Genomic DNA, 16,911 nt, shown 5'->3' with positions numbered 1-16,911 from the left:
TATTGGCCCGGCCGCCGCATGGGGCGGCGGCCCGACCGTTTGGATTTTATTTTATTCTAAGTTGACGCTAAGACCGAGGCCTCTCAATTCGTGCAAGAGCACGTTCAAAGACTCGGGAATACCGGGCGTAGGCATGGGCTCGCCTTTGACAATGGCCTCGTAGGCTTTCGAACGTCCTACCACGTCGTCCGACTTGATAGTCAGGATCTCTTGCAGTACGTGAGCAGCACCGAAGGCTTCGAGTGCCCAAACCTCCATCTCTCCGAAACGCTGACCTCCGAACTGGGCTTTACCACCCAACGGCTGTTGCGTAATGAGCGAGTACGGACCAATGGAACGGGCGTGCATCTTGTCTTCGACCATGTGACCCAGTTTAAGCATGTAGATCACACCTACCGTAGCCGGTTGGTCGAAACGCTCGCCGGTACCACCGTCGTAGAGGTAGGTCTTACCGTAGCGCGGCAGACCGGCCTTGTCGGTCCAGGCATTGAGGTCGTCGAGGCTGGCGCCATCGAAGATAGGTGTAGCGAATTTCTCGCCCAGCTCGGCTCCGGCCCAACCCAGAACGGTCTCGAAAATCTGACCCAGGTTCATACGCGAAGGCACACCCAGCGGGTTCAGCACGATATCGACGGGTGTTCCGTCGGCCAGGAACGGCATATCTTCTTGACGAACGATACGCGACACGATACCTTTGTTACCGTGACGACCGGCCATCTTGTCGCCCACGCTTATCTTACGTTTCTTGGCGATATATACCTTGGCCATTTGCACGATACCCGAGGGGAGCTCGTCGCCAATGGAGATATCGAATTTCTTACGACGCAACTCGGCATCATACTCCTTGTATTTCTTCAAGTAGTTGATGATGGTGGCGCGAATCAACTCGTTCTTGGCAGCATCGGTCGTCCATTTGCTCACCTGTACCGAGGTGTAGTCGATCTTGCTGAGGACAGCCTGGGTAAACTTGGTTCCCTTGGGAACGATGTCGGTGCCCATGAAGTCTTTCACCCCTTGCGAAACCTTGCCTTGTGTGAGGACGAGCAGCTTGTCGATGAGGATGGACTTCAAGCCGTTCATCTTCTCTTCATACTCTTCGTCGAGCTTGGGCAGGATGGCTTTATCGCTGAGTTTCGATTTTTTCTTCTTAATGGCACGCGAGAAGAGGTTGGTACCGATAACGACACCTTTCAACGACGGAGTAGCTTTCAACGAAGCATCCTTCACATCGCCGGCCTTGTCGCCAAAGATGGCACGCAACAGTTTCTCTTCGGGCGAAGGATCGGACTCGCCTTTAGGCGTAATCTTACCGATCATGATGTCGCCGGGGTTCACCTGAGCACCTACACGAATGATACCGCGCTCGTCGAGATCCTTGGTGGCATCTTCGCTCACGTTGGGGATATCGGAGGTGAGTTCCTCCATACCGCGCTTGGTCTCGCGTACCTCGAGCGAATATTCATCGACGTGTACCGAGGTGAGGATATCTTCACGAACCATACGCTCGTTGAGCACGATGGCATCCTCATAGTTGTAACCCTTCCAAGGCATGAAGGCCACCTTGAGGTTACGGCCTAAAGCCAACTCTCCATTTTCGGTGGAGTAACCCTCGGTGAGGATATCGCCGGCTTTCACACGGTCGCCTTTGTGGCAGATGGGTCGCAGGTCGATCGTGGTGCTTTGGTTGGTCTTGCGGAATTTGGGGAGCTTATATTCTTTAACGGCATCCTCGAAACTTACGAACTCTTCATCCTCGGTGCGATCGTAACGGATGCGGATGACGGTAGCATCGACAAACTCGACTACGCCTTCGCCTTCGGCCATAATCTGGGTGCGCGAGTCGCGAATCAACTGGCCTTCGATACCGGTTCCTACGATAGGAGCCTCGGGGCGCAGCAGAGGTACGGCCTGGCGCATCATGTTCGATCCCATCAACGCACGGTTGGCATCGTCGTGCTCGAGGAAGGGGATGAGCGATGCGGCAATCGAAGCGATTTGCGTAGGCGACACATCCATCAAGTTCACCTGGTCGGGCGATACGATGGGGAAGTCGGCATCCAAACGGGCCTTTACCTTATTGCGAATGAAGGTACCATCGTCGTTGAGCGGGGCATTACCCTGAGCAATGATCTGGCCCTCTTCTACTTCGGCGGTCAGATAAACCACACCCTCGGGCGACAAATCTACCTTGCCATCTTTCACTTTACGATAGGGAGTCTCGATGAAGCCTAAATCGTTAATCTTGGCATATACGCACAACGACGAGATAAGACCGATGTTAGGACCCTCGGGCGTCTCGATAGGACACAGACGGCCATAGTGGGTATAGTGCACGTCGCGCACCTCGAAGCCGGCACGCTCGCGCGACAGACCACCAGGACCGAGGGCCGACATACGGCGTTTGTGGGTAATCTCGGCCAACGGGTTGGTCTGGTCCATGAACTGCGACAGGGCGTTGGTACCGAAGAAGGTATTGATTACCGACGAAATCGTCTTGGCGTTAATCAGGTCGATAGGGGTAAATACCTCGTTGTCGCGCACATTCATACGCTCGCGAATGGTGCGGGCCATACGGGCCAACCCTACCCCGAACTGATTGTATAGTTGCTCTCCTACGGTGCGCACACGACGGTTGCTCAAGTGGTCGATATCATCGACATCGGTCTTCGAGTTGATGAGCTCGATGAGATATTTGATAATCTCGATGATATCCTCTTTGGTGAGCACCTTCACATCGGGCGAGGTGGAGAGGTTTAATTTCTTGTTTATTCTGTAACGGCCTACTTCGCCCAAGTCGTAACGTTTCTCCGAGAAGAAGAGGTTGGTAATCACCTCACGCGCGCTGGCTTCATCGGCCGGCTCGGCGTTACGCAACTGGCGGTAGATATAGAGCACAGCCTCCTTCTCCGAGTTACTGGAGTCTTTCTGGAGGGTGTTGAAGATAATCGAGTAGTCCGAAGTGTTTCCGCCCTCTTTGTGCAGGAGGATGTTTTGAACCCCCGACTCGAGAATGTCGGCGATGTGCGACTCTTCCAGGACGGTTTCACGGGGAATTACGATCTCGGTACGTTCGATCGAAACGACCTCGCCCGTATCCTCGTCAACAAAGTCTTCTACCCACGACTTCACCACATTACCGGCCAAACGGCGGCCGATGGCTTTCTTCAGGTTTGTCTTGGATACTTTCATGTCTTCTGCCAGGCCGAAGATTTCGAGAATGTCCTTATCGGTCTCGAAGCCGATGGCACGCAACAGCGTGGTCACGGGCAATTTCTTTTTCCGGTCGATATAGGCATACATCACGTTGTTGATGTCGGTGGCAAACTCGATCCACGAACCGCGGAACGGGATGATACGAGCCGAATACAATTTCGTACCGTTGGCGTGTGTGCTTTGGCCGAAGAATACACCGGGCGAACGGTGCAACTGCGACACGACTACCCGCTCGGCACCATTGATGACAAAGGTACCTTTGGCTGTCATGTAAGGGATGGGCCCCAGATAAACGTCTTGAATTACCGTAGCGAAATCCTCGTGATCGGGATCGGTACAGTATAATTTCAATTTGGCCTTTAAGGGTACGCTGTATGTCAACCCTCTCTCGAGACACTCTTCGATGGTATAGCGAGGCGGGTCGATATAATAGTCCAGGAACTCGAGGACAAAGTTGTTGCGCGTATCAGCAATGGGGAAGTTCTCGGCAAATACCTTGAAGAGACCTTCGTTCTTTCTCTTTTCAGGCGGAGTGTCAAGTTGCAAAAAGTCTTGAAACGACTTCAACTGAACTTCAAGGAAATCCGGATAAGGCAGCGGATTTTTAATTGAAGCGAAATTTACGCGTGGTTTACCTATTGTAGAAGACATTTATAAAATGGATTAAGTGAACTTAATTTAAAATATATACACAAAAAGGTTAAGAATCACCGACTAAGATGATTCTTAACCAACCTATCTGATTACCAGATATATTATTTAAGTTCAACTTCTGCTCCAGCGTCTTCGAGTTGTTTTTTCAGAGCTTCAGCATCAGCTTTAGCAAGACCTTCTTTGATGTTGTTAGGAGCACCATCTACGAGGTCTTTAGCCTCTTTCAGGCCAAGGCCGGTGAGTTCTTTCACCAATTTAACGATAGCCAGTTTGTTTGCACCAGCAGCTTTCAGAACAACATCGAACGATGTTTTTTCTTCAGCAGCAGCTCCGCCGGCAGCGGGAGCAGCAGCAACAGCAACAGCTGCAGCAGCAGGTTCAATACCATATTCGTCTTTCAAAATTTGAGCAAGTTCGTTTACTTCCTTTACGGTCAAGTTAACTAATTGTTCTGCAAAAGCTTTCAAATCTGCCATTTTTGTATGAATTAAATGTTATTATTCGTAATAATGTTTGTGTATAAAAAGTTATCTTTCTGATAGAGTCTGCAAAACTCCATGGATAGTCGAACCGCCTGACTGAAGAGCCGATACCACGTTCTTGGCAGGAGACTGCAAGAGGGCGATAACGTCAGCAATAAGTTCGTTTTTGCTCTTGATGGCAACCAGCGTATCCAATTGATCGGCACCGATGTAGAAACCTTCTTCTACATAAGCGGCTTTCAATACGAGGTCTTCAGAGGTTTTTCTGAACTCCTTGATCAATTTGGCCGGAGCATTACCAACATTCGAGAAGAACATCGTTGTAGAACCCTTCAACGAGCCGTACAGAGGCGAGTAGTCGGCTTCGAGACCCTCGAGTGCCTTGTGCAGCAAAGCGTTCTTTACAACCAACATTTTGATACCTTCTTTGAAACATGCGCGACGCAGATTGCTCGTTTTCTCGGCGTTCAACGTAGCGGTTTCGGCAAGGTAGAAGCAGCTGTACTCCTTTACAGTATCTGCTATTTGTGCAATAATAGTGCCTTTATCTTCCTTTCTCATAATTCCTAGTTTTAGTTCTCGTCAACTGATTTGGGATCAATCTTGATACCCGGGCTCATTGTACTCGAAAGATAAATACTCTTGATATAAGCACCCTTGGCAGCAGTCGGTTTCAGTTTGATCAGGGTCGAAACAAATTCTCTTGCGTTGTCGCGAATTTGCTCGGCAGCAAACGAAATCTTACCTATAGAGGCATGTACTATACCATTCTTATCGACTTTGAAGTCGATTTTTCCTTGTTTTACTTCTTTTACAGCTTTAGCCACATCGGTAGTTACCGTACCGCTCTTGGGGTTAGGCATCAAACCACGGGGGCCCAATACACGTCCCAGAGCACCGATTTTACCCATGATAGCAGGCATCGTAATGATTACGTCGATATCGGTCCAACCGCCTTTGATTTTCTCGATATACTCGTCCAATCCTACATAGTCGGCACCGGCTTCTTTGGCAGCAGCCTCGGCATCGGGCGTACAGAGCACCAATACACGCACTTGCTTTCCGGTTCCGTGGGGCAACGATACGACGCCCCGCACCATTTGATTGGCTTTACGAGGGTCAACACCCAAGCGTACATCAATATCAAGCGATGCGTCGAATTTGGTATAGGTGATGTCCTTTACCAATTGAGATGCCTCGCTGAGTGAGTAGGCCTTCCCTGCTTCAATCTTTGCTAAAGCTAACTTTTGATTTTTTGTCAGTTTACCCATTTCAATTGAAGTTTATTAGTTATTTACCGGGAATTCCCCTTTTACGGTGATACCCATACTTCTAGCTGTACCAGCAACCATTCGCATGGCCGATTCTACGGTAAAACAGTTCAAGTCAACCATTTTGTCCTCGGCGATTGCTTTTACCTGATCCCAAGTGATCTCGCCCACTTTCTTACGGTTGGGCTCGGCCGAACCACCTTTTACTTTGGCGGCTTCCAGTACCTGGATGGCAACGGGAGGCGTCTTTACGACAAAGTCGAACGACTTGTCGCTGTAGTAGGTGATGACAACCGGCAGAATTTTACCGGCTTTGTCTTGGGTACGGGCATTGAATTGCTTGCAAAACTCCATGATGTTTATACCCTTGGAACCCAGAGCAGGTCCTACGGGAGGAGAGGGGTTTGCTGCACCACCTTTAATCTGTAATTTGATTTGTCCAGCAATTTCTTTAGCCATTGTTTTTAATTTTGATATTATTAAAATACCGAGGATTCATACAAGCGCGTAACCTCTTGTATTACTCCCGCTCTACTTGCGAATTTTCCAATTCCAACGGGGTCTTGCGACCAAAGATCTTAACCATCACTTTCAGCTTCTTCTTCTCGTTGTTCACCTCTTCGATAATTCCGCTAAAGCCGTTGAAGGGGCCGTAGTTTACTTTTACCGTTTCGCCTACGTGATATACAACAGCGGGCTCGTCGCCTACTTCTTGCAACTCGTCCACAGCCCCCAGCATACGATTAACTTCCGAAGGCCGCAGGGGCTCCGGCTGATTGGATTTTCCACCCAGGAAATCGATGACGTTGGTTGTGTTGCGCAGATGGTGAATAACCTCACCTACTAAGATGGCTTCGACAAAAACATATCCCGAGTAAAGGTTTTTCTCCTTTACTACTTTTTTCCCATTACGTACGGTATAAACTTTTTCGGTAGGTATCAAGACCTGAAATACATAATTGCCAAGATCAGTATTCTTGATTTCGGCATCAAGAACTTCTTTGACCTTGCTCTCTTTTCCGCTTATGGCACGCAGTACGTACCAGCATTTTTTCTCTTCAGACATTGATTTACCTCCCTACTTAAAAACCTCCGTAAATGAGGTGCATGATTTTGTCAATACATTGATCCATTGCAAATATAACTATAGCGATAATAAGGGAAGCGAACATAACCACTACAGCGCTATTTGCCAACTCCGACTTGGTAGGCCAAGATACTTTATGAACCAGTTCATTGTAAGAATCCTGGATATCGGCAAGTATTTTTAATTTCTTCATTGTTCTATTGAGTTTTGCACGGGTCGAGAGACTCGAACTCCCGACACCTGGTTTTGGAGACCAGTGCTCTACCAACTGAGCTAGACCCGTATAAAATCAGCCCTGCATGAGGGCTGATTTTTGTATTTTATCTAAACTATTTCCCTAAGGGATTAGTCCAAGATTTCGGTGATTTGACCCGAACCTACCGTACGGCCACCTTCACGGATTGCGAAACGCAGACCTTTGTCGCAAGCAACCGGAGTGATGAGTTTCACGTTGATAGTTACGTGGTCACCAGGCATTACCATTTCTACACCTTCGGGGAGGGTGATTTCGCCCGTTACGTCAAGCGTACGGATGTAGAATTGAGGACGATAGTGGTTGTGGAACGGAGTGTGACGACCACCTTCTTCTTTCTTCAAGATATAAACTTGAGCTTTGAATTCCGAGTGGGGTTTTACTTGTCCCGGGTGGCAGATTACCATACCACGTTTGATTTCGTTCTTGTCGATACCACGGAGCAACAGACCTACGTTATCACCAGCTTCACCTTCGTCGAGGATCTTACGGAACATCTCAACACCGGTTACAACCGATTTCTTGTCGGCACCCAGACCCAGAATTTGTACCTCGTCGCCTACTTTCACACGACCGGCCTCGATACGACCCGTAGCAACAGTACCACGACCAGTGATCGAGAATACGTCCTCAACAGGCATCAAGAAGGGTTTATCAACATCACGCGGAGGCAGAGGAATCCAAGTATCTACGGCATCCATCAACTCCATGATTTTCTCTTCCCATTTGGGTTCACCGTTCAAGGCACCGAGGGCAGAACCACGGATGATAGGTGTGTTGTCACCATCATATTCATAGGCGTTGAGCAGCTCTCTCATCTCCATTTCAACGAGTTCGAGCATCTCTTCGTCGTCAACCATATCACATTTGTTCAGGAATACAACGATACGGGGAACGTTTACCTGACGAGCCAACAGGATGTGCTCACGAGTTTGAGGCATAGGACCATCAGTTGCTGCAACCACGATAATTGCACCATCCATCTGAGCAGCACCGGTTACCATGTTCTTTACATAGTCGGCGTGTCCCGGGCAGTCAACGTGTGCATAGTGGCGATTTGCAGTTTCATATTCTACGTGCGAAGTATTAATCGTAATACCACGCTCTTTTTCCTCAGGTGCGTTATCGATCGAGTCGAACGAGCGCATTTCAGAAAGACCTTTCTTTGCAAGTACCATCGTAATGGCGGCGGTCAAGGTCGTTTTACCGTGGTCTACGTGACCAATAGTACCAATGTTTACGTGGGGTTTGGTACGTTGAAACTGTTCTTTTGCCATAGTTTTGTATTTTTTATAAAATTGATTAGCGTTCTAAAAACTTGGAGCCGATGACGGGATTTGAACCCGTGACCTCTTCCTTACCAAGGAAGTGCTCTACCCCTGAGCTACATTGGCAATAATTTCTTTTCGAGCGGAAGACGAGGCTCAAACTCGCGACCCTCAGCTTGGAAGGCTGATGCTCTATCAACTGAGCTACTTCCGCGACTCACTCGTGGGCAAAGATGGATTCGAACCACCGAAGGCGTAAGCCAGCAGATTTACAGTCTGCCCCATTTGGCCACTCTGGTATTTGCCCTTGTTTTTTATCTGTCTCTCCTGCCGAGGCCGCCGCCTCTTGCATCTCCTGCCCGCCGATCTTTCCGGGACAATTTTGCACCCGTCCTTCACGCTGCGTGTCGGTGAGAAACGGGTGCAAATTTAGGCATTAATTTTAAACTACAAAAATATCGGCGCTTTTTTTTTATTTTTCTCTCATCTTTTCTTTGGATTTTACCAGCTGCTTGACGAGAGCTTCGACGGCTACATCGACTGCTTCTTCAAAAGAATCAGCGACTTTGCTCGAGAATATGGCTTCATTGCGGGGCACGAGTACTTTTATGCCGGCTTCTTTATTTTGCGAAGTTTCGGGCTTTACCACTTTGAGTGAAACTTCTACGGCAATGATGCCATCGTAATATTGTTCTAGTTTGGAAACTTTTTTCTGAATGAATTTTTCCAACTTCTCTGATGCGTCGAAATGAATAGCTTGAATACGGATTTCCATATTACCTCCTTTTTTTATGGCTCTCTTTTTGGGAAAGCCTGGTTATAACTTTGTTTCAGCTCTTCAAACGTAATATGTGTATATACTTCGGTTGAAGCCAATGAATGATGCCCGAGCAGTTCCTTGACACTGTTGAGCCCGGCTCCGTTGTTGAGCATGACCGAGGCAAAGGTGTGCCGCAACACGTGGGGGCTGCGCTTCTCGAGGGTGCTCACTTGCGAGAGGGCCCGTTTTACAACCCGATAGACCAGCTGCGGATAGAGAGGCTCGCCGTCTTTCTTTATAAAGAAGTATTCCGAATCGGGGTATCCGGCTTCGCTGCGCACCTTCCGATACTCGGCTATCATCCCGGCCAGTTCGGCGCCATAGGGAACCAGGCGCTGCTTGTTGCGTTTGCCGGTTACCTTTATCTCATCGGCCCGCACGTCGTCGTCTTTCAACCCTATCAATTCGGCCCGACGGATACCGGTATTATAGAACATCTCGATTATCAGTTTATCGCGCACACCTTCGAAGTCGTCGCCATACGATACATCGTCGAGAAGCTCGTCCATCGTGTCGCGCCGCAGATAGACCGGCAATTTCTTTCTCACCTTGGGCACGCGTACATCTTTTACCGGGCTACCCGTCACAATCGACTGAGCCATAAGATAGCGATAGAATGCCCGCAACGAGGAGACCTTGCGCGAGATGCTGCGAGCCGACAGCCCGCTCTCGGCCAAAGAGGCTATCCACTCCCTCACTTGCTCGGGGGTAACTTGCTGCAATTCGCACCCGGAAGCGAGGGTTTCAAGGAACGTTTTAAACTGAAACAAATCGTTTTTATATGACAATACGGTATGAGTAGAAAGATTCTTCTCATACCGAATATATCTTAAAAACGATTCGACCAGCATAACTCGTAGCTTTTATCTTACGCTACGAATATAAGGGAAATTATTGAAAAATCCAATACCTGCCGGCAATAAAAAAATTACTCTTCGTTCTGGTGGAGTTTCTGAATATAGATAGCTCGCATCATCTTTTTACGGTTCGTTACCGAGGGTTTTTCAAAAGCCTGACGGTTACGCAATTCTTTTATTACACCTGTTTTTTCAAATTTCCGTTTGAATTTCTTCAAAGCCTTTTCGATGTTTTCGCCTTCTTTTACTGGAACTATAATCATAATTATTTAGAGATTAGTTTATTTATTTCCTTTTTGAACAATTGCGGTGCAAAATTATAGATTGTTTTGTGATTAGCAAAACTTTCGACCGCTAAAATACGCCCCATCGATATTTTTTCTGCAAAACGACCTCTGGGAACCGTTCATCTTCGTTCCGATATTTTCACACCCTTTTATCGTCTTATTTTAACAAATATGACTACCTTTACGGGCAATTGGGATTTTCCCCTTTCGGGCTGTGAACAGGCCGCTTGAGGCTCGATGGCCGTCTTGCTTTTTGAGCCACGTCCATGACTTCGGCCCGACAGATAGGTACACACATCAAAAATATAGATATTATGAGCAAATCGACATTACCCCGACTGAAAGCCCTGCGCGAAGAGATGGGCAAAGCCGGTATTACCGCGTTTATCATACCGGGGACCGATCCGCACCAAAGTGAGTATTATGCCAGTCATTGGGCTTCACGCACTTGGATTTCGGGTTTCAACGGTTCGGCCGGAACCGCTGTCGTAACCACCAACCAGGCCGGTCTGTGGACCGACTCGCGCTACTTTCTGCAAGCGGCACAACAGCTCGAGGGCTCGGGCTTCGAACTCTTCAAAGAAGGTCTGCCCGATACTCCCACCATCGAACAATGGCTTTTGAATACTCTGCCCCAAGGCGCTACCGTCGCCATCGACGGCACCCTCTTCGGAGCCTCCAAGGCAGCCAAGATGAAAGAGGATTTCGAGCGCCACGGACTGCGTTTCGTCTCCGACTTCACCCCCTTCGATACCATTTGGAAGGAACGCCCGTCGATTCCCAAAAACGAGGTATTTATCCATGAAGAGAAATATAGTGGCGAGTCGGTAGCCGACAAGATGACCCGCATCATGGAGCAGGTTCACCAGGCTGGTGCCGAAGCGTTGCTGATGGCTGCCCTCGACGAGATTGCCTGGGCTTTCAACATTCGCGGCAACGATGTGGAATGTAACCCCGTAGTGGTTTGCTATGCCTATATCGACGACGACCGCCGCATCCTTTTCATCGACAAAGACAAGGTGGGCGACACGGTATGCCAGTATCTGAAGAACAATGCCGTCGAAATCATGCCCTACAAAGCCATCTTCGACTTTGTAGCCGCCCTGCCTATCGAGAAAAAGGTATTTATCGACACCGACAAGATCAACTACACCTTATTAAATAAGCTCAATGCCACCTCGGTTTCGGGCAAATCGCCCGTCGCCCTGCTCAAGAGCATCAAAAACGAAACCCAGTTGGCCGGCACCCGCGAGGCCATGATTCGCGACGGTGTGGCTCTGGTGCGCTTCTTCCGCTGGCTCGAACAGAATATCGACAGCGGCAAGGTGACCGAGATTACCGTGGCCGAGAAGTTGCGCGAATTCCGCTCGCAACAAAACCTCTACGTGGGTGAGAGCTTTGCCACCATCGCCGGATTCAACGAGCACGGCGCCATCGTTCACTACTCGGCTACCCCCGAGAGCAACGCCACGTTGTCGCGTCGCGGATTCCTGCTCATCGACTCGGGAGCCCAGTACCTCGACGGCACGACCGATATCACCCGCACCATTTCGCTGGGTAACCTCTCGCCCCGTCAGAAACGCGACTTCACGCTGGTGATGAAAGGACACATTGCCCTGGCTACCTGCCACTTCCCGCAAGGTACACGTGGCTCGCAACTCGATGCCTTGGCCCGTCACTTCCTGTGGGACGACCACCTCAACTACCTGCATGGTACAGGCCATGGCGTGGGCCACTTCCTCAACGTGCACGAAGGGCCGCAGAACATCCGTCTCGAAGAGAACCCCACCCCGCTTATGCCGGGCATGATTACCTCGAACGAACCTGGGCTCTACCGCACGGGCGAGTATGGTATCCGCTGCGAAAACCTCATTCTCACCGTCCCCGACTACCAGAATGAGTTTGGCATGTTCTACCGCTTCGAGACTCTCACCCTCTTTCCCTTCGACACCGAGGCTCTTGACCTCTCGATCATGACCGAGAAAGAGATCGAATGGCTCAACAACTATCACGAGATGGTTTACGACCGGCTCAGCCCCATGCTCAACGAAGAGGAGCAACAATGGCTGCACCGCAAGACAACCTCTATCTAAGTATCAAACAGAAAAAAATTAGATTCGATATGGCACTTATAAAATCTGTGCGGGGCTTCACGCCCCAAGTCGGCAAAAATTGCTTCCTGGCCGATACGGCCGTACTCATCGGCGACACCGTCATCGGCGACGAATGTAGCATCTGGTTCGGAGCCGTGCTGCGTGGCGATGTCAACTCGATACGCATTGGCAACCGGGTGAACATACAAGACGGCTCGGTGCTGCACACCCTCTACGAGAAATCGACCATCGAGATTGGCGACGACGTGTCGATAGGTCACAACGTGACCATACACGGAGCCACCATACACAACGGTGCTCTCGTGGGTATGGGGGCTGTCGTGCTCGACCACGCCGTGGTAGGCGAAGGCGCCATCGTTGCCGCCGGAGCTGTTGTACTGAGCAACACGGTTATCAAGCCTGGCGAACTCTGGGGCGGGACACCGGCCAAATTTATCAAGATGGTCGATCCCGAGCAGTCGAAAGAGATCAACCAGAAGATTGCCAGAAACTACCTCATGTACTCGACCTGGTACGAAGAGGAATAACCCTCCTCGTTCTCCCCTCTCATACAGCCGGGCTACCCTTTAACGGGTAGCCCGGCTTGCGTTTAAACGGCCCCGGGGTCGCAAAGGGTATAACGTGAGGTTATGGCTTATAACGACAAAGAAATCGCTTCTTTCGGAATATTCGCTTACCTTTGCAGCGCGAAACAAAAAAATACACTCTAATTATTCAACAGTCATGATCAACGAAAAACAAGGGAACGTACTCCACGGTATTCTTTTGATTGTACTCTTTTCGTTTTCGGCCTTCTACATTGCCGAAATCCAATTCATAAAAAACCTCTCACTCAGCCCGCTCATCGTGGGTATCATTCTGGGTATGCTCTATGCCAACAGCCTGCGCAACCGACTGCCCGATACGTGGGTGCCGGGTATTAAATTCTGCTCGAAACAGATTTTGCGGGCCGGTATCGTGCTCTACGGTTTCCGGCTGACGCTGACCGAAGTGGCCGCCGTAGGTCTCCCGGCCATCGCGATAGACAGCATCATCGTTTGCGGCACCATCTTCCTGGGCATCTTCCTGGGCAAACTGTTGAAGATAGACAAAGACACCGCCCTGATTACCTCTACCGGCAGTGCCATCTGTGGTGCAGCCGCCGTACTCGGTGCCGAGCCGGTTATCAAGTGCGAAGGCCACAAGACCGCCATCGCCGTATCGACGGTGGTTATCTTCGGGACCATTGCCATGTTCCTCTATCCCATCATGTACCGATCAGGGCTGCTCTCCAGTCTGTCCGATACCCAGGTGGCCATCTACACAGGAAGTACTCTGCACGAAGTGGCCCACGTTGCCGGTGCAGGCAATGCGATGGACCCCACCGATACGCTGGGCATTGCCGGCACAGCCACCATCACTAAGATGATCCGTGTCATGCTCCTGGCCCCCGTATTGGTCATCATGAGCTTCGCCCTTGCCAGACGTAAAAAAGTATCAGCCGACGGCACAGTGGCCAAGAGCAAGATTACCATTCCCTGGTTTGCCTTCGGATTCATCGGCATCATCTGCCTGAATTCCTTGCTCCAGTACCTCTTCGATGCCCCGACCGTGAAAGACATTCCCCTGAACGGAGCCATCGAATACATCGATACCTTTATGCTGACCATGGCCATGACGGCTCTGGGTACAGACACCAGCATTGACAAGTTCAAGCAGGCAGGAGCCAAACCTTTCATTTTGGCCTTCGGACTCTTCATCTGGTTGCTGGGTGGCGGATACCTGCTGGCCAAGTGGCTGGTCTAACCCTCTGATAAAAAACAGGAGATTTCAAAATAGGGTCAAAAAAACAGATCCCCTTACCGGTCCTAAAGGCCTGTAAGGGGATTTTTCGTATCGTATGGTTTTGCCGGGAGGGACAAGCTCTCTTGTGCGATTGTCGCGTTTCCGGATCGTGCGGCAAACATCAACCCCGACGACGTTTCTCGTCGGGACGAGCTTTAGAGGCCGCACCACGACCCCGCGAATGTTCGCTCGAGACACCTCGGTCTGTACCTCTCTTGTCGGGGTAAGCGGCCGTTGGATGCGACTTGCCCGACTGGGTTCCCCGGCGACCACCCTCGTGAGCAGCGGGTGCAGCATGCCGGGTGCGACGTCCGCCCTGGGGCTCCTCGTCACGCCCGGCGGCACGATTGCGCGAAGGTCGGTGAGCCGACTTCTCCTCGGCGGCTTCGGCCCCGAACGAGCTGTTTCGACGAGAAGCGGCGCCATATCGACGCAGCTTGTACTCGCGTTGCTCCATGGGAATGTAGTGCAGAGGCTCACCGTCGATCTTTACTTTGTCGCCCTCTTCTACCCGACTGCCCAACGTAGCCGGTTCGCCGTTGATGGTAACCCGCTCGTCGGTAATGAGCTTATCGGCTTCCCGACGAGAACAGAAGCCCGAGTCGCTAATGTATTTGTTGACCCGGATACCCGGTTGTGATTCTTTCTTTGCCATAGTCGAAAATTGTTTTTATCGTTATCCCAATACAATGTGTTCGGCCTCTACCGGCTCGTTAAGGAAGAGAGTGGCGGCCTCGGAGAATTTGCCGGGAGCCTCGGTGGTCAGATAGCGGCAATGGCCGCCCTTCGAGCAACGGGTCTCTATCTCGGGGTGACGGCGCAGGTAGTCGTCGAGACGGTCGGTAACCAGCGGACCCTGCATCACCACCGATACCGACGGGGGCAGATAGGCTCTGATTTTGTCGAGCAGCAGCGGATAGTGGGTACACCCCAATACCACCGTATCGATATCGGGCGACTGGGCCAGCAGTTCGTCGATATACTTCTTCACGAAATAGTCGGCTCCGGGACCTTGTGCCTCGTTGTTCTCGACCAGCGGCACCCACATGGGGCAGGCCTGTCCATAGACCTTGAAATGGGGATACATCTTTTTAATCTCCATCTCGTAGGAGTGCGACTGGATGGTTCCCGGCGTAGCCAGTACCCCTATGTGACCGGTATGCGACAACTCGGCCAATGCCTCGACCGTGGGGCGTATGACTCCCAACACCCGTCGGTCGGGGGCAATACGGGGCAGATCGTTCTGCTGGATACTGCGCAGAGCCTTGGCCGAAGCCGTGTTGCAGGCCAATATCACCAGCGAGCACCCTTCGTCGAAGAGGTGCAGCACCGCCTGCTTGGTAAACTCATACACTATCTCAAACGAGCGGGTACCATAGGGAGCCCGCGCATTGTCGCCCAGGTAGAGGTAGTCGTACTGCGGCAACCCCTTGCGCACCTGCTCGAGAATGGTGAGACCGCCGTAACCCGAATCGAACACGCCGATGGGGCCCATAGCCATGTGCTCTTTGTTCACGTTTATCATTGTTCGCTTAGATATGGAAAAAGGATGATAAGTTGCGTTATCACCCTTTTATGAAATTCCTCGATGAGGGAGAATTATTTCAATCCCAATTTGGCCTTTACCAACGGAGTCACATCTTCACTGGGAGCTCCCTGATAAATTACAATAGGATAAGCCAGATCGAAGATATAGGTAAACTTACCCTCGGCACCTACCGATTTGATGGCATCCATCAACTTCTGTTGAATGGGAGCGAAGAGAGCCTCTTGTTGTTTTTGAATATCTTGAGTGGCCATTTCGCGGAAGCTCTCGATACGCGATTGCGAGTCTTGAACCTCTTGTGCACGACGGGCACGTATTGTCTCGGGAATGGTATCACCCAAAGCCATGTACTCTTTGTATTTCTTGGTGAACTCTTCCTGAATCTTCATGAACTCATCTTCATATTTCTTATTGATATCTTGAAGAGTTTTCTCGGCAGTTGCTTTCTCGGGCATCAGCATGAAAATCTCCTGAGAATTTACGGTACCGAATTTAAGGGCCTGTTGCGCCTGTGCCATGAAGCTCAGCGAGCAGAAGCACACAGCAGCAAAAAGAAGTTTTTTGATCATACTATAATTTTGTTTTTATTGTTAGTTACGAATAACAGTGCAAAAGTACGCATTTATTTTGAATATCCTAACTTTGAGAGCACTTCATTACTTATATCTATCTTGGGCGAAGCAAAAATGATGTTGGGCGACGAGGCTCGGTCGATGACCATCGAATAGCCTTTCTCCTCCGAAATCTTCTTGACGGCATTGTAGATATCGTCTTGTATAGGCTTCATGAGGCTCTCGCGTTTCTTGAACAACTCGCCTTCGGGGCCGAAGTATTTACGGCGCAACTCCACCACCTCGGTCTCCTTGGCACGAATCTCTTCCTCGCGTTTCACCTTCATATCTTCGGTGAGGAACACCAGGTCCGACTGGTAGTTCTGATACATCGTCTTGGCCTCGGCAGCCTTGTCGTCGCACTCCTTCTGCCAGCGTTGCGACACCTGGTTCAACTGCTCGTTGGCCATCTCGTAGGAGGGTATATTCTTGAGGATATACTCCATATCGATCAAAGCATACTTTTGGGCTACCGACGACGCGGCAAAAGCTACAACCGCTATCGCCAAAAGGACAATTCGTTTCATATTGCTTTACAGGGTTTAGTTATACATTTCTACGTTCTCGGGGAGAGAGCGAACCAATCACCACAGTCTCCAAAAAATAAAGATAGCGCGATTCTAT

General features: G+C 50.2%; 17 protein-coding genes and 4 tRNA genes. 3 read left to right on the top strand and 18 right to left on the bottom strand.

Going from position 1 to position 16,911, the window contains the following annotated elements; translation table 11 throughout:
* Positions 1–51 precede the first annotated feature (51 nt).
* From rpoB to rpsU, 14 genes are all read right to left on the bottom strand, one after another.
* A complete protein-coding gene (gene rpoB, locus B5G10_RS09830) occupies positions 52–3,864 on the bottom strand; it encodes a DNA-directed RNA polymerase subunit beta (protein WP_087424553.1) in 3,813 nt (1,270 codons plus the stop codon).
* A gap of 104 nt (positions 3,865–3,968) precedes the next feature.
* Positions 3,969–4,343 carry a 50S ribosomal protein L7/L12 gene (gene rplL / locus B5G10_RS09825; protein ID WP_025279255.1) on the bottom strand — a complete coding sequence of 125 codons (375 nt, stop codon included), beginning with the start codon at positions 4,341–4,343 and terminating at the stop codon, positions 3,969–3,971.
* Between the two features lie 51 nt (positions 4,344–4,394).
* A complete protein-coding gene (gene rplJ, locus B5G10_RS09820; RefSeq protein ID WP_087424552.1) occupies positions 4,395–4,910 on the bottom strand; it encodes a 50S ribosomal protein L10 in 516 nt (171 codons plus the stop codon).
* Positions 4,911–4,921: 11 nt separating this feature from the next.
* Positions 4,922–5,620, bottom strand: a complete 699-nt coding sequence (rplA, locus tag B5G10_RS09815; protein WP_087424551.1) for a 50S ribosomal protein L1 — start codon at positions 5,618–5,620, stop codon at positions 4,922–4,924.
* A gap of 15 nt (positions 5,621–5,635) precedes the next feature.
* Complete coding sequence (rplK, locus tag B5G10_RS09810; protein WP_087408318.1) at positions 5,636–6,079, bottom strand: 50S ribosomal protein L11; 444 nt, start codon at positions 6,077–6,079, stop codon at positions 5,636–5,638.
* A gap of 61 nt (positions 6,080–6,140) precedes the next feature.
* A complete protein-coding gene (gene nusG, locus B5G10_RS09805; RefSeq protein WP_087424550.1) occupies positions 6,141–6,686 on the bottom strand; it encodes a transcription termination/antitermination protein NusG in 546 nt (181 codons plus the stop codon).
* Between the two features lie 231 nt (positions 6,687–6,917).
* Positions 6,918–6,990 (bottom strand) — tRNA-Trp (locus B5G10_RS09795).
* A gap of 62 nt (positions 6,991–7,052) precedes the next feature.
* Positions 7,053–8,237, bottom strand: coding sequence for an elongation factor Tu (tuf, locus tag B5G10_RS09790; protein WP_025279249.1), 1,185 nt, complete (start codon positions 8,235–8,237; stop codon positions 7,053–7,055).
* A gap of 42 nt (positions 8,238–8,279) precedes the next feature.
* A tRNA-Thr gene (locus B5G10_RS09785) sits at positions 8,280–8,354 on the bottom strand.
* A gap of 15 nt (positions 8,355–8,369) precedes the next feature.
* Positions 8,370–8,442: transfer RNA gene (locus B5G10_RS09780), tRNA-Gly, on the bottom strand.
* 10 nt (positions 8,443–8,452) lie between these two features.
* A tRNA-Tyr gene (locus B5G10_RS09775) sits at positions 8,453–8,535 on the bottom strand.
* Positions 8,536–8,700: 165 nt separating this feature from the next.
* Complete coding sequence (gene raiA / locus B5G10_RS09770; protein ID WP_087424549.1) at positions 8,701–9,003, bottom strand: ribosome-associated translation inhibitor RaiA; 303 nt, start codon at positions 9,001–9,003, stop codon at positions 8,701–8,703.
* Between the two features lie 14 nt (positions 9,004–9,017).
* On the bottom strand, positions 9,018–9,899 hold the full coding sequence (locus tag B5G10_RS09765; RefSeq protein WP_087424548.1) for a tyrosine-type recombinase/integrase: 882 nt from the start codon (positions 9,897–9,899) through the stop codon (positions 9,018–9,020).
* A gap of 77 nt (positions 9,900–9,976) precedes the next feature.
* Positions 9,977–10,168, bottom strand: a complete 192-nt coding sequence (gene rpsU / locus B5G10_RS09760; RefSeq protein WP_025279246.1) for a 30S ribosomal protein S21 — start codon at positions 10,166–10,168, stop codon at positions 9,977–9,979.
* Positions 10,169–10,506: 338 nt separating this feature from the next.
* Between rpsU and B5G10_RS09755 the strand changes: the two genes are divergently transcribed.
* From B5G10_RS09755 to B5G10_RS09745, 3 genes are all read left to right on the top strand, one after another.
* Positions 10,507–12,285, top strand: coding sequence for an aminopeptidase P family protein (locus tag B5G10_RS09755; RefSeq protein ID WP_087424547.1), 1,779 nt, complete (start codon positions 10,507–10,509; stop codon positions 12,283–12,285).
* Between the two features lie 29 nt (positions 12,286–12,314).
* Entirely contained in the window at positions 12,315–12,833 is a 519-nt protein-coding gene (locus B5G10_RS09750; RefSeq protein WP_087424546.1) for a gamma carbonic anhydrase family protein, read from the top strand.
* Positions 12,834–13,029: 196 nt separating this feature from the next.
* Positions 13,030–14,091 (top strand): YeiH family protein, encoded by a 1,062-nt coding sequence (locus B5G10_RS09745; RefSeq protein ID WP_087424545.1) that lies wholly within the window; start codon positions 13,030–13,032, stop codon positions 14,089–14,091.
* A 160-nt stretch (positions 14,092–14,251) separates the two neighbouring features.
* On the opposite strand, the gene B5G10_RS09740 is transcribed toward B5G10_RS09745, so the two are convergent.
* The 4 genes from B5G10_RS09740 to B5G10_RS09725 all read right to left on the bottom strand — a co-directional run bounded on the left by B5G10_RS09740 (position 14,252) and on the right by B5G10_RS09725 (position 16,814).
* Complete coding sequence (locus B5G10_RS09740) at positions 14,252–14,785, bottom strand: S4 domain-containing protein (RefSeq protein WP_206396567.1); 534 nt, start codon at positions 14,783–14,785, stop codon at positions 14,252–14,254.
* 21 nt (positions 14,786–14,806) lie between these two features.
* Entirely contained in the window at positions 14,807–15,655 is an 849-nt protein-coding gene (gene murI / locus B5G10_RS09735) for a glutamate racemase (protein WP_206396566.1), read from the bottom strand.
* Between the two features lie 74 nt (positions 15,656–15,729).
* Positions 15,730–16,245 (bottom strand): OmpH family outer membrane protein, encoded by a 516-nt coding sequence (locus B5G10_RS09730; protein WP_087424544.1) that lies wholly within the window; start codon positions 16,243–16,245, stop codon positions 15,730–15,732.
* A gap of 53 nt (positions 16,246–16,298) precedes the next feature.
* Positions 16,299–16,814, bottom strand: coding sequence for an OmpH family outer membrane protein (locus B5G10_RS09725; protein ID WP_087424543.1), 516 nt, complete (start codon positions 16,812–16,814; stop codon positions 16,299–16,301).
* Between the last annotated feature and the right edge of the window lie 97 nt (positions 16,815–16,911).

It is taken from the genome of Barnesiella sp. An55 (genome assembly GCF_002161555.1).
Classification (GTDB): domain Bacteria; phylum Bacteroidota; class Bacteroidia; order Bacteroidales; family Barnesiellaceae; genus Barnesiella; species Barnesiella merdipullorum.
The sequence above is the reverse complement of the archived record's forward strand: the minus strand, read 5'-3'. Positions and strand labels throughout refer to the sequence as shown.

Coding starts and splice junctions, on each gene's coding strand:
- rpoB (WP_087424553.1), bottom strand. CDS start 3,864: ATGTCTTCTACAATAGGTAAACCACGCGTAAATTTCGCTTCAATTAAA.
- rplL (WP_025279255.1), bottom strand. CDS start 4,343: ATGGCAGATTTGAAAGCTTTTGCAGAACAATTAGTTAACTTGACCGTA.
- rplJ (WP_087424552.1), bottom strand. CDS start 4,910: ATGAGAAAGGAAGATAAAGGCACTATTATTGCACAAATAGCAGATACT.
- rplA (WP_087424551.1), bottom strand. CDS start 5,620: ATGGGTAAACTGACAAAAAATCAAAAGTTAGCTTTAGCAAAGATTGAA.
- rplK (WP_087408318.1), bottom strand. CDS start 6,079: ATGGCTAAAGAAATTGCTGGACAAATCAAATTACAGATTAAAGGTGGT.
- nusG (WP_087424550.1), bottom strand. CDS start 6,686: ATGTCTGAAGAGAAAAAATGCTGGTACGTACTGCGTGCCATAAGCGGA.
- tuf (WP_025279249.1), bottom strand. CDS start 8,237: ATGGCAAAAGAACAGTTTCAACGTACCAAACCCCACGTAAACATTGGT.
- raiA (WP_087424549.1), bottom strand. CDS start 9,003: ATGGAAATCCGTATTCAAGCTATTCATTTCGACGCATCAGAGAAGTTG.
- B5G10_RS09765 (WP_087424548.1), bottom strand. CDS start 9,899: ATGCTGGTCGAATCGTTTTTAAGATATATTCGGTATGAGAAGAATCTT.
- rpsU (WP_025279246.1), bottom strand. CDS start 10,168: ATGATTATAGTTCCAGTAAAAGAAGGCGAAAACATCGAAAAGGCTTTG.
- B5G10_RS09755 (WP_087424547.1), top strand. CDS start 10,507: ATGAGCAAATCGACATTACCCCGACTGAAAGCCCTGCGCGAAGAGATG.
- B5G10_RS09750 (WP_087424546.1), top strand. CDS start 12,315: ATGGCACTTATAAAATCTGTGCGGGGCTTCACGCCCCAAGTCGGCAAA.
- B5G10_RS09745 (WP_087424545.1), top strand. CDS start 13,030: ATGATCAACGAAAAACAAGGGAACGTACTCCACGGTATTCTTTTGATT.
- B5G10_RS09740 (WP_206396567.1), bottom strand. CDS start 14,785: ATGGCAAAGAAAGAATCACAACCGGGTATCCGGGTCAACAAATACATT.
- murI (WP_206396566.1), bottom strand. CDS start 15,655: ATGATAAACGTGAACAAAGAGCACATGGCTATGGGCCCCATCGGCGTG.
- B5G10_RS09730 (WP_087424544.1), bottom strand. CDS start 16,245: ATGATCAAAAAACTTCTTTTTGCTGCTGTGTGCTTCTGCTCGCTGAGC.
- B5G10_RS09725 (WP_087424543.1), bottom strand. CDS start 16,814: ATGAAACGAATTGTCCTTTTGGCGATAGCGGTTGTAGCTTTTGCCGCG.